The 12,292-nt window shown below is 44.6% G+C and carries 11 protein-coding genes; 6 read left to right on the forward strand and 5 right to left on the reverse strand.

Features of this window, described 5'->3' with window-relative positions:
- The first annotated feature begins 352 nt into the window (after positions 1–352).
- Positions 353–1,165, forward strand: coding sequence for an MlaE family lipid ABC transporter permease subunit (locus QUA16_RS32890; protein ID WP_333108560.1), 813 nt, complete (start codon positions 353–355; stop codon positions 1,163–1,165).
- Positions 1,166–1,597: 432 nt separating this feature from the next.
- On the opposite strand, the gene QUA16_RS32895 is transcribed toward QUA16_RS32890, so the two are convergent.
- Entirely contained in the window at positions 1,598–3,103 is a 1,506-nt protein-coding gene (locus QUA16_RS32895; RefSeq protein WP_333108561.1) for an SGNH/GDSL hydrolase family protein, read from the reverse strand.
- 208 nt (positions 3,104–3,311) lie between these two features.
- Between QUA16_RS32895 and QUA16_RS32900 the strand changes: the two genes are divergently transcribed.
- Both QUA16_RS32900 and QUA16_RS32905 read left to right on the forward strand, forming a co-directional pair.
- Positions 3,312–3,656, forward strand: a complete 345-nt coding sequence (locus QUA16_RS32900) for a hypothetical protein (protein WP_015174589.1) — start codon at positions 3,312–3,314, stop codon at positions 3,654–3,656.
- Positions 3,657–3,816: 160 nt separating this feature from the next.
- Positions 3,817–4,065, forward strand: a complete 249-nt coding sequence (locus QUA16_RS32905) for a hypothetical protein (RefSeq protein WP_333108562.1) — start codon at positions 3,817–3,819, stop codon at positions 4,063–4,065.
- A gap of 786 nt (positions 4,066–4,851) precedes the next feature.
- Here the strand turns inward: QUA16_RS32905 and QUA16_RS32910 are convergent.
- On the reverse strand, positions 4,852–6,060 hold the full coding sequence (locus QUA16_RS32910) for a hypothetical protein (RefSeq protein WP_333108564.1): 1,209 nt from the start codon (positions 6,058–6,060) through the stop codon (positions 4,852–4,854).
- Positions 6,061–6,267: 207 nt separating this feature from the next.
- Between QUA16_RS32910 and QUA16_RS32915 the strand changes: the two genes are divergently transcribed.
- On the forward strand, positions 6,268–6,414 hold the full coding sequence (locus QUA16_RS32915) for a hypothetical protein (RefSeq protein WP_333108565.1): 147 nt from the start codon (positions 6,268–6,270) through the stop codon (positions 6,412–6,414).
- Positions 6,415–6,724: 310 nt separating this feature from the next.
- Positions 6,725–6,913 (forward strand): hypothetical protein, encoded by a 189-nt coding sequence (locus QUA16_RS32920; protein WP_333108568.1) that lies wholly within the window; start codon positions 6,725–6,727, stop codon positions 6,911–6,913.
- Between the two features lie 35 nt (positions 6,914–6,948).
- Here QUA16_RS32920 and QUA16_RS32925 read toward each other — a convergent pair whose 3' ends face one another.
- The 3 genes from QUA16_RS32925 to QUA16_RS32935 all read right to left on the reverse strand — a co-directional run bounded on the left by QUA16_RS32925 (position 6,949) and on the right by QUA16_RS32935 (position 10,688).
- Complete coding sequence (locus QUA16_RS32925; RefSeq protein ID WP_333108570.1) at positions 6,949–8,157, reverse strand: ISAzo13 family transposase; 1,209 nt, start codon at positions 8,155–8,157, stop codon at positions 6,949–6,951.
- 131 nt (positions 8,158–8,288) lie between these two features.
- Positions 8,289–8,999, reverse strand: a complete 711-nt coding sequence (locus QUA16_RS37080) for a glycoside hydrolase family 24 protein (RefSeq protein WP_445252220.1) — start codon at positions 8,997–8,999, stop codon at positions 8,289–8,291.
- 1,029 nt (positions 9,000–10,028) lie between these two features.
- Entirely contained in the window at positions 10,029–10,688 is a 660-nt protein-coding gene (locus QUA16_RS32935; RefSeq protein WP_333108573.1) for an NAD(P)H-binding protein, read from the reverse strand.
- Between the two features lie 121 nt (positions 10,689–10,809).
- Between QUA16_RS32935 and QUA16_RS32940 the strand changes: the two genes are divergently transcribed.
- The gene (locus QUA16_RS32940) at positions 10,810–11,523 is read left to right on the forward strand and encodes a DUF1997 domain-containing protein (protein ID WP_333108574.1); all 714 of its coding nucleotides are present in this window, start codon (positions 10,810–10,812) and stop codon (positions 11,521–11,523) included.
- Positions 11,524–12,292: the final 769 nt, after the last annotated feature.

Raw genomic sequence — 12,292 nt, forward strand, 5'->3', positions numbered from 1 at the left:
TATTTTGGCAAACCGATTCAGTCATGGCATTGTCTAGAATACATAGATGATATTTTTTGTCAATGCGTAAGTCCTAGTTAAGTCACCAATATAGCCTTTCTCAGAAAGATGAGGTACTCATGGGCATAGGGCATAGGCCTCCGTGGGCATAGGGCATAGGGCATAGGGCATACCTCACCACGCTTGAGAACCGCTATAAATAAATCTTAAACCGCGTCTAACCCACCAACCGCAGGGCTGAGAGACAAAAAATATATGTTGACAAATCGTGCAATAATTCCTGTACAATTGCCGAAAATCTCTATGTGGCAGTGCTTCGCCCTGTTTGCAATTAATCACGAGTCCTCAGTCATTGGTTAAAAAATACCAAGAAAAGTGCGATAGACATTTAGATGAAACCTTCAATAACAGGTGGTTTCAGCGGTTTTTCGTGACTTTCTTCCTGGGCGGTCAAGTGCTGCTACGCATACTCCAAGGCAAAATTGACCGCCGCAAAATCATGGAACATTTAGTAACAGTAGGCCTGGATTCTTTGCGATCCGTGCTGCTAATAGCCTTTTTTGGCGGCATGATTTTTACCTTTCAATCCGCCCGAGAATTGGTTCGCTTTGGGGCGGTTGAGGCGGTTGGAGGTCCTTTTGCTGTGGCATTTTGTGGGGAATTAGCACCGCTTTTAACGGGGGGCGTGGTGGCGGGACAAGTAGGTTCTGCCTTTGCGGCGGAGATAGGAGAAATGCAGGTGACGGAACAAATAGACGCCCTGTATATGTTAAGAACAAATCCGGTTGATTATTTAGTAGTGCCGAGGGTGATAGCTTGCTGCATCATGCTGCCGATTTTAACAATTTTTTCGGTAGCGGTGGGAATTTTGGGCGGGCTATTTGTAGCGGTTCATTTTTATAATTTGGAACCGTCGGTATTTTTGGAATCGGTGCGAACTTTCTTGGGGCCTGGGGATTTAGTAACTGTGGTGATTAAAAGTTTTATTTTTGGGTTAATAATTGCCCTTGTCGGTTGCGGTTGGGGATTGACGACGGTGGGCGGAGGGAAAGGAGTAGGCCAAGCTGCAACGGCGGCGGTGGTAACTTCTTGGGTGTTGATTTTTGTGGCGGATTTATGTTTATCGCTGTTGATGTTTCACGAGTTAGGAATTCCTAGAAGTTGATAATCTTGGCGATTATAGCAGGAGTCAATCGATTTGAGATTTGAGATTTGAGATTTTAGATTAAAGAATTGAAGCATTGACCCCAGGGATAAACTCGGGGGCTTTTTTATCGGATACACGTCAATACGGTTCAGATAAGAATAATCGGATTTCCTTTCACAAGTCGGGAACTCTCATAAATGCGTGAAATGAAATTCGTCTGAAAGCGCTAACCCAAGCGTATTGGGATACAGGTTTTTTATTTCTGGGTACTGAGTCTGCTTTCGGAATGAATCCGGGGGCTTGTATCCTGGATGCTTTCGTTCAAGATGCTTAAATATTAAGGGTTTGAACAATCATCAACGCCCTACGCCGCCAAGGCGATTGCTATAAAATCAACATGAAGATTTTTTAAACCGCAGATGAACGCAAATAAACGCTGATAAAATTGCATCAGCGTTCATCCGCTGATATCTGCGGTTTAAAACTCTCAACTTGAGATTTTAGATTGGAGAAAGGAGGGCGATACACTCGAATTGCCTCAATAGGAACTTTCCCATCTGTTTCGGGGACGATTTCGATGGTGTGTTTGGAGTTGCTCAAATTCTGAGCCAATGTTGTAGAATACTCGCGGCTTGAATCTGTAATTTGTGGAGGAACGTATGAATCAACAAACATTGGTCGCACCTGCCAGGAAATCTCAAAGCCTTTAGGCGTCTGTTTTTTAGAGTGTTCATAGGCATTTTGCAGCCACCAGTTTCTCGGTTCAATCACGACGCGCCCAGAGTTTGAGACAAACATTTTGTCGTTTGTACCGCTGCCGTCGTAACCTGTTTTAGAACCTACAACGTCAAATTTAAACTTGCTAGCGTCGCTGTTAATCTCAGTAATTACGGCTTTCCAATCTTCGACGATTAGCGGTTTTGGACTGGATATTTGGATGATTGCCGGCCAACCGACGCCAAGACTAACGCTGGGTCTGGTGATGCTGTAAAGTTCAGGAAATTCTGAGGGTTTTTTGCCGTCGATCGCAATTTTAGCAGAAATTGCCTTGCCGTTGAAGGTTTTATCGGCGATCGCATCTATTCTATTTCCTTCAAATTCTAAAACCAACTTGCCATCTTTCCACTTAACATCGCTGCCAACGGTATAGGTTTTCACTAAATCCTGCTGCGGTTGAGGAGAATTTGGCTTGTATCGCAGGTGCGGTTTTATGAGAGCAGCTAGGAGAAAATTTCCCCAATCGTTGAGGTGAATTTCATCCCTCAATAGCTGTTGTGGCTGCAAGCGATTGTCTTTCAAATACCTGCGCCAAGGTTCGCGAATTTCGGCGATCTCGCAGCCGTATTTATCGGCCAACTCCGGCAGCCATTTAGTAGAATGAGTGTTGTGCCATTCGTATCTTTTGACTTGTTCTGGATCGTCGCTGTTGCCTGTCGGCAGCCAGTCGATGTGGTCTGAGTGCAAGAGTATTTCGCTAGCAGTGCGGCTGCGGACATTGGCAATTAGGGCTTCGTAATCTTCATCGCCTCCGTAGACGTGAAAAATTAGCAAGTCTGGATAAAAAGGATACAAATCGTGTTCGCTGGGACGGATTAAAATCGGGGCGGCAAATCCTCCGATCGCCCGATTTTCCACAATTAAATCTGCATTGGGAAATCGCTGTCTCAAATCCTTCACTACATCTTTCCACCAATCTTGTTCTGTGATGGATTGACCGTAGAATAGAATACGTACTTGGCGGCGGTTTGTTGGAGTGCTAGCCGCAAGTAGCCCCATCGTCCTTTGAATCCTCGCTCCAAAAGTAGCACTATTTTCAATAGGAGCGGGTGGGGGGAATGGCGTATCGGCAGCTATTTTTTTGATGAGTGGAACTAACAGAAAGGTCAGACACAAAAAAAGCAGCCACAAGTAGCGATAAATCTTGGATTTTCTGCTATTTCCTTGGTGTTTTGCCATTGTTTTATTTTTCCCTGTCCGTTTCACTTTGCTCCAGGCGACTGTGGGATGAATGCTACGCCTCTAATCAGTAGCTGTAGCGTGCTTATGGACGCACCTCACCAGTAGCTGTAGTGTAGGCTGTATGGAAATATATTACCAAATTGAGCGCGACAAAAAGTGATATAATGCCAGCTAATTAATTGCACTCCGATCGATCGCACGTCAAATGGATTACAAAACAGCCCGCAGTTTTCTGATCGACCAAGGAACCGCCCTGGAAACCAAGAAAAATCCCGACGCCTTCCTGATGCGTCTCAAACAAGGTCAACCGCCCGTACCCGGACAGGTGACATCGATTTTATTAGCTTTAAAAATATTGTTTGAAGGGCTGCAAGAATCTCCAATGCTCGATCGACAATTAATCTCGGCACTGCATTTACTGTCAGTAGAAGGTTTGCAGCAATTTGAAGCTGGACTCCGCAGAGGAGTTTCTTGGCCACCGCTGCTGAAGGAAGACTTAAATCGAATTGCGATCGCAGTCAAGAATATCTTTTCCGGCGTCTGGCAATAATTAGCTCGGCAACCACCGCCCTCTATACCCACCGCCAGCAGACTCAATTTTTTTTCTACAATTATTTGTAAAATTTTATGTTAAAATTGCTACATTTACCCTCGAATTGTGGCATCTTAATATAAGAATTACTTCAAACAAACAATTGGAGAAACTCCTCATGAACGCCGAAGAAAAAGCTAGACAACTAATTGCACGAGAAAGGCAGCATAGCGAACACTTGCACGAATCTATGCTCAATCGTTCCTCCCACGAGCTAGAAACACATGGGGAGGGAATTGCTGAAGAAAAAGCCAGAGAATTAATGGCTCAAGAAAGGCAGCACAGCGAACACCTGCACGACTCTATGTTAAGCCGTTCTTCCCAAGAGGTAGAGGCATCGATCGCACCCGATGACACTGACAAATAAATTTTGTTAACACAAGACTTACGGACAGATACCAAGAAACCTGGTTTTTATACCATTTTTCATACCCTAACAAAGGGCTGTAAAAATATTTGTGTATAAACAACCAGGTTTCTGAGTCTTGGAATAGTTCAGCACAGCAAAACTCTACTCAAATCGAGGAGAATTGTACGTGCAATCAAAACAGCCCCTACTCGGTTTGCAGCGGCTATCACAAACATCCACGCGCCATATATAACAATCCTCGCATCATTTGTGAATTTCTTACTCCCTCCCCTGGATAAGGGGAGGGTTGTGAATTTCTTACTCCCTCCCCTGGATAAGGGGAGGGTTGTGAATTTCTTACTCCCTCCCCTTGATAAGGGGAGGGCTGGGGTGGGGTAAAAAATTTACGACTCCTGCAAGGATTGCTATATAGCAATAGAAAATGCCAAGTTCTACTGCTCGCGAAAGCTTTCGAGGGATGCCAAAAGAGCTGGCAGCCCCGCTAGCGCGGCCGACACCAGAGCCTCATCTTTGTAAACTCGCGATCGCAGAATAGGGGTACTTTTAGACGCAGAGGTTAAAGAGCCTCGCCGTTGGGAATTTCCGGTTTCTGGCGTCACGCAAAACATAGCAGTATCCTCGCAGTATTGTCAATTAATCCCTAAATATGCGCCCGTAAAATTTCTCACGGCTTGCTGTATGTTTCTATTATTACTCAGATAAATAACCGAGAGGAAACCCTGAAATAATTATTCACGATAGCTAGGGATCAACTTAAACTGCTTAACGGCTTTTATTAATTTGTTACACGGCGCGCGTTTGTTTCAGCCGATCGCCCACGACGACACAGACACCAGCAACCAAAAAGGCGATCGCCCCCACCATCGCCGTTGTCACAGCAGGAATCGCCTTTGGTGCCACAAACACCACAGAGTATAAACTCATCCCCAGGGAAAAACCACCAAAATAAAATCCTACCCCCAATCCTCCCCGCAGTGGAGGAACCAGAGACAAAGCAAAAGGAACTGTACCAGTAGTAATCAAACTGTTGGTAAAAATCACAGCCAAAACAGTCGCCACCACCATCGCCAACCCCTGACTAAAAACCATTCCTAACAGCAAAACGGCTGTTGCTACCAATCCACCCAATAGCATCCGCTGGTTTCCCCAGCGCACCGCAATTACCCCAGCCAGCAAAGAAGCAACAGCCAAAGCCAAGCTAAATCCAGCCATTAACAACTTACTATCAACCCCCGCGATTTGAGTTTGGAAAACATGGGGCAAAATCCGTTCCCCCATCGCCCGACTTCCCCAAGCAACAGCCATTCCCGTCACCGCAACTAACCCCAGCGCTGTGATAGAAACTCTCTCGGGAATTGCAGTATCCGGTGGCAATTCCGACAGCGCAGCATCAGGATTAACCGATCGCAAAAAAGCCACCGCACCCAACAATACAAACGAACCAATAGCGAAGGCAAAAGCTGGGCCCAAACTCAGAATAAAATCCCCCGCAACAGGCCTTGCCGCCCCAACCAATCCCCCCACAAGAACCAATAAACTAATGGCTTGGGGCAACTGCGTTTGAGTTGCATATTGACCCAACAGCGACACTGCGGGCGCTCGAAACATCGCCATTGCGATCGACCAAGCTACTATTACCGCAGGCAAAATCCAGCGCAGGGGCGAGACTGGATTGCCGAAAATAAAAATAGCCGGAATCGCAATAAATAGCACCGACGACAGAATAGTGCCGACAACAATTAGCGGCAAACGACTTCCCATCCAGTGACGCTGCTTGTCAGAAAGCCAGCCAGCAAAAGGTTCGATCGCAATTGCCAAAGTATCCTCCAGAATAGTGATTCCCCTGTCGAATCCGGGAAAACCAAATCCCGCTAAAAGTTGAGGCAAATAAAGTCGGTAAAGCATCCAACTCAGAGTAATAGCCCCCTGCAAAGCCGCCACGCCCCCGACTTGTCGCCACAGAATTAAAGACTGAGATTGAGAATTTTTCATGTTTTTGACAATATTTTATGGGTTCACCAGGGGGCGGATTTATCTATACTTTTAGCTACCTAAAATTTATTGGGTGAAACCCGTACCTTGTATTTTGAAAGGCGTAAATGGCGATTTATCGCTGCGCGGCGGCGGGTTTATGAGATGATTGGTCTTAGGCACTGATGGTTGGTAAAACCCGCCGCTACAAGTTATCCTTCTTTAGCTATGTTTTTTGTACCACATCCCCTGGTAGCACCAACAGTTATAGCTCAAATCAAGCCGACTGTCCAAAGCTTGCGCGACGGAGACTACCGCTACCGAGCCTCCTTTGCGATCGATCGACCTTTTCGAGAAATTCAATTTCGCAAATAAGACAGATACATCACCGGCAGCGATTCAGACAAACGCACGGACAAAAGTTACTGCTTCCGGGGCATCCCCCAGTACAACAACATTATTAACATCACGGTAGCGAACGAAATTTCCCCGAAAACAGCACAGCAAACCGAGTGGAAATTAGCACCGGGAAACCCCATTAATTTCGACAAGCTTTATCCGTTCCAAGCAGGGCCGGGATTAGAATTGTACAAATGTTTGACAGCATTTTTACCAAAATTGAAGGATTAGTTATTCGTGACTTATTAGGGGTTATTTCTTAATCACTTTAGCTTGTTAATAACCAATGACATTCGTTAACAGTCAACAGCGAACAGTCAACAGTCAACAGTCAACAGCGAACAGTCAACAGTCAACAGTCAACAGTCAACAGTCAACAGTCAACAGTCAACAGTCAACAGTCAACAGCGAACAGTCAACAGTCAACAGTCAACAGCGAACAGTCAACAGTCAACCGTCAACCGCCAACATTTAACTCCCTAAGGAATGAAAAATAAATAACTTAATGAATTACTCAGGTTGGGGTACGGCTCGATAATTCCATTTTGGCAAATATTCGTCAAAAACAATTTGCATAGTATTTTTGAAGTTATCAGCTACCTTCCTACCAGTTTGATAAACTTTATTAAGGATATTTACAGCTACAGATAGTCCCGTTTTAGTGTGAGTTTTTTCTACGAGAGCTTTGACTAATTCTAAACTTGTAAAAATTACTCCTTGACAAGCCCTGGTAATATGAGGAAAAAGTCGATGTTCTATCGGATTATATTTAGATGTATAAGGAGGGTAATGAGCAATTCTGATCTCAATTCCTATTTCATTAACTAATTTCTGCAAATCTTCTTTAAAAATATAATGATTAGCATTATTACTACCTCCCCCATCACATTTCGCCAAGATAGAATTAGCGTTAGGGTAGGCTGCTTTACCATAGTTATTCCACCAATTTTTTAAAGACTCACAGGCGAATTCACTGGTGTCTTTACTATTTCCTAATGTTATATATCCTCGGTTTTGTTGACAATCATAAACCCCATGCGGAATCACTTTACCGTGACCTAAACTCCAAAAATCATGATCGAAAGTAGTGACAGGTTCCTTTGTATAGAGAGTTCCCGGACGATACAAATTTCCTAAAACTTCTTTCTTTTTGGTATCAAAACGTCGGATGGGATTGCTGGCTTTTCTATACTCTGCATGAAGTCTAGCAATGTTTGTAAATTGAGCATCTCGATTTTTATTAATTCCTATTGTTTGTTTTTTTTGAGCTTTTCGTTTCACATACCCATGCTTTTTTAAAAATTTTGCCACTAATGGGAGACTAATGGTAAAACCTGCCGCTCGTAGTCCCGCAGCTATTTCTTTATGCGTCAAATTAGTCCATTTGATTAATTCATTCATTGGGTCTCCGGCTGTGTAATTTTTTAAAACTTCTAAAAATGCTGCATCAATACCGATTTGAGTAGACAGAATACTTTTTCTTCCCCCTCCTTTCTTTCTGATCCGGGAACTATTGAGTGTCTCTGAGTCCATTTTTTCTAAATCTTCTATTCCCTTGACGATGGTGTTTCGACTGCATCCCAAAAGTTGAATTACATAGCTAATTCCACCCCATCCTAATTTTTGAGCTTCGATAGCTGCATACCTTCTTTTATCCTTTTCTGATAAGGATTTATAAAATTTTTTCATTTCTGACTCAATTGAATTAGAATAAGACATGGGTTTAAACGCCAATTAGAGTAGTTGAGTATAAAAATCTGTTGTGAGTCGAGCTCTGTAGGAGTGAAAATTGTAATCTCACACTTTTTTCATTATAACCGATAACTCATCAACTTATTTATTTTTTATTCCTAAGAACCAGCACTTGCCAATTCTTCCCGCAGCATTTCCCGGTAGACTTTCGGCAAACGAGAACTCATAGAATTGTTTTCAATTCCATATCCCAAACTCGTCCAAGTTCCCGAAAGCATTCGCAATACGTCAGTTAATCTTTCCTGCCGCAACATCTCAGAAATATCAGCTTTCCAAAACTTGCGATCGCTCAACCAAGCATAAACCACAGCATCCTGATCTTCTGGTTCAAAACTGTAATCTTCCCAGAATAAAAAATTAGCAGGACGGGCGTGATAGCGCTTAGCCTTATCCTTCCAAGTTGTAGTCAGAAATTGATACCTGCCCGCTGCCGTAGTACACTTGCCTCGATTGGGCCCATTAACAATTTTCACGCACCAGTCAGGATGGCGGCTCAAATCTAATACGTATTTGCCACCGTAAACAACGTGATAAGGGCGAGAAACATTCGACTCGCTAGCAGAAATAGTTCGCATCAGGGCTCGAATATAAGGATCGCCGGTTTTCATAGCCAGCGGCGGGAATTTTCCCCGCCCGCTTACCGACTGCGACAACTGCTGATTTCCCCGCAAACTGTCAACCAAAAAAACACCGCCGCCAATCACAGCGCCGATTAAAAGTATAAATCCGAGGATTTGAATCTCCGATCGCCTCAGCAAACCTCTTTTGCGACTGCCCCATTTCTCAGCTTCCAGCAAAGTCATTTCCATTTCCGAAATTTCGGCTAATTTTCGAGCCGCCCGCATCCGGCGCACCCGAAAATCGTATTGATATAGCGGCGCTGCTACCAGCGTTAGACTCGATAAAACCCCCGCCAATTTTATCAGCCAGAAATCTAATTCACCGGCTATGGCAACATTTGTCAGAGTAGATATTCCTGTTAGTAACTGAGCCGGATCGATCGATCGCGCTGGCCAATAAAAAATCGCAAGTTGCACCAACAGCGACAGATTAAATGCAAAAAAAATCACTACAACAGCATTCAAGCCTTCTCGCAAGTGCGATCGAATACCCGTATGCCGGCGCTTGAACTTGCGCGCCACGCGAAAGCGCCCCGGCAGCATAATTAGTAAGGGATTTAAGATTTTGACTGCTAAAAAGTGACAAACAAAAAACACAGGCAACTGAATCAGCCAAGCCACCAGCAGTAGAGTCAGAAAGCCGATATCGTCGCTGACAAAAGGAATGCCCCTGCGAAGGACAAAACTAAAACTCTGAGCGAGAGCAAATGCCCTTAACCACGAAATCGGATAGGGGAACCAAGCTGGCCACTTGAGAGTTTTCATGCTGCGAGAACGAAATTTTAAGGGCGAATCGTAAAACTATAAAGATTTTGCCAGATTTGGCGATCGGAAAATTGGTGTAGCGTGCGTCAGCCCAAATCTTTGACCCAACTCACATCTTGCACCATTCTCGATCAGCCTTTTTTGGGCGGGCAGGATAAGCCTTTTTTGGGCGGGCAGGATGCCCGCCCCACAAGAAAATGCACTTTTTGTGGAACAGGCATCTTGCCTGTTATTGAGAATGGTGCAACATCTCAGACCCAAATCAAATGGTTTTTTGTCTGACAATCAAGCATCCAGGATACAAGCCCCCGGATTCATCCGTCCAGAAATAAAAAACCTGTATCCGATAAAGGAGCCCCCGAATTTATCGGTGGGGTCAATGCTTCAATCTAAAATCTAAAATCTAAAATCTAAAATCGATTGACGAACCGAACCCAAGCGAGGCTAATTCAATCAAATCACACTGGCAAACAACTCCTCAAAACTCTTTTGCGGAGCCTCCGGCTTAGCCACAATTTCCACAACCTTGTTGCGAGAAGTCGGCTGAAACAGCGCCTCCACGCACACTTGGGCTACCTTGGTGCGGGGAATGCTGCTCTCAAACATTTTGTCGGCACCAGTCATGACGATCGCATCTGAATTATCCTCATTTTTGAGACCGCCGGGACGGACGATCGTATAAGTCAAGCCGCTTTTTTGCAAATACTCCTCGGCTTGCTTCTTCCAAACCAGAATCAGCCAAAACAAATTCAGCGGGTGAAAAAACTGAGAGACGCACAGAGAAGTCACCAGCACAAAATGCTCAATGCCCTTAGCCTTAGCTGCATCCACCAAATTTTTAGTACCTTCAAAATCCACCTTGTAAGGCGCTGTCGGGTCAAAACCAGGGGCCGCCCCTGTCGCGCACAGCAATACCGTACTATCGCCGATGGCATCGCCCAGGGAAGTTGCATTTAATACATCCCCAGTCACTAACTCTACCTCCGGTGGTAAAATTTGCCTCGCTGTCTCTAGATTTCGGACTAAGGCGCGCACGGGAATGCCTCGCTTGACTAATTCTGCGACGATTCGGCGGCCTGTCTGACCTGTGGCTCCTGCTACAAATGCTTTCATAAGTCGAGTTATGCTGAACTAGGGTAAGTTTTGTTGCTATCAATTTCTCAATTGTAGGGAGGAAACTCCCTTAACACATCCCCAACCCGATCGATTGGCGTGTATAACAGGAGAGCATACGATGAAGCACGATTCCGCTGAATATCCAACTGTTGAAGCTTCTGACGAAAATTACTACCCAGATGCGAGTGTCCAACAGCCCGAAAGTGGAAGCGGGGATGCACCAGAGGAAGTTGAGCCGATTTGGTTTCACACGCATTTTGAAGACAGCATGGAGATGTACGCCGATGCGGAGACGGTGGCGAAGCATTTGAACAACCACAAGAGTTGGTTTTGCCAGTGCGCTTCGCCGATGAAGGCCCAGCCGATCGGCGAAAACGGCTATGATTTATTAATCGGGCGTTTTGGGGCTTTCGGCTACCGTGTTGAAGCGAGAATTGGTTTAGAGTTGCTGCCGCCGGATGCTGAAGGCTGTTATTTGATTAAGACTATTCCGGTTCCGAATTATACCTCGCCTGGGTATGAAGTGGATTTTCGATCGGCAATGAAGCTAGTGGAGATACCGTCTCAGGAGTTTGCCGCCGATTGGCCGAGTTCGGAACGTGCTAAGCTGCCGCCTGCGATTACCATTACTACCTGGAAGCTGGATTTGGCTGTGGGGGTTTGCTTTCCCAAGTTTATTCGATCAATGTCTCAACCTTTAATAGAAAAAACCGGCGATGCGCTTTTGGAAAAAATTATCAAACAAGTTAACCGGCGCTTGACTTATAAAACTCAGGTTGTTTTTCACGAAAGTTTGGGCATTCCTTTTCCGAAAAATCCTAAGAAACATTAACGAGACTTACGCTCTAAGCTGCACTGCATTTAAACTGAGATGTTGCACCATTCTCGCTGAACAGGCTGTCCGGCCTGTTCCACAAAAGATAAATTTTCTTCTTGTGGAACAGGCCGGAAAGCCTGTTGCTGAAAAGGCTAATTGACAATGGTGCAAGATGTGAGTTTAAATTGTATGTTATATCAAATCCGGTAGCATCGGAATTATTCATCTCTGTATTCTCTCCCTCTGCGTTCTCTGCGCCCTCTGCGGTTAAATCATTCCGATACAACCGGAAACGATATTAAGTGTGGGAGTTCCTGCCCAACCCCTACTCCCCATAAGAGTAAAGATTTATTTTACTCTGCAATTTAAATGCGGATTAGCTTAACTCACATTTGTAGGGTGTGCACTGCACACATGACTCATAAGTGCGATCGTCATAACTCATACCCTTGTAGATTTTCGACTTCGGCGTGAGCGCTCAGTCGCACAACAATTTTAGATTAAATTATTGGGAATAATATCATTTCCGGTTACACCGGAATGATGTTGACGGTTGACGGTTGACGGTTGACGGTTGACTGTTCACTGTCAACAGTCAACCGTCAACAGTGAACTCAAATTTACTATTCCGATGCTAACGGATTTGATCTAACTCATTGTGTATGGCTCTGGCTCACGAGTCTACAGTTGCTTTTTTGAAACTGATAAGTAGGTCGGTATAAAAAAACCAAGGCAAGTAAAGAAATGTTAACAAGCGGAATTGGAACTGAATTTAAAGCGATTA

The sequence above is a fragment of the Microcoleus sp. S13_C3 genome (assembly GCF_036700905.1).
In the GTDB taxonomy this organism is placed as follows: domain Bacteria; phylum Cyanobacteriota; class Cyanobacteriia; order Cyanobacteriales; family Microcoleaceae; genus Microcoleus.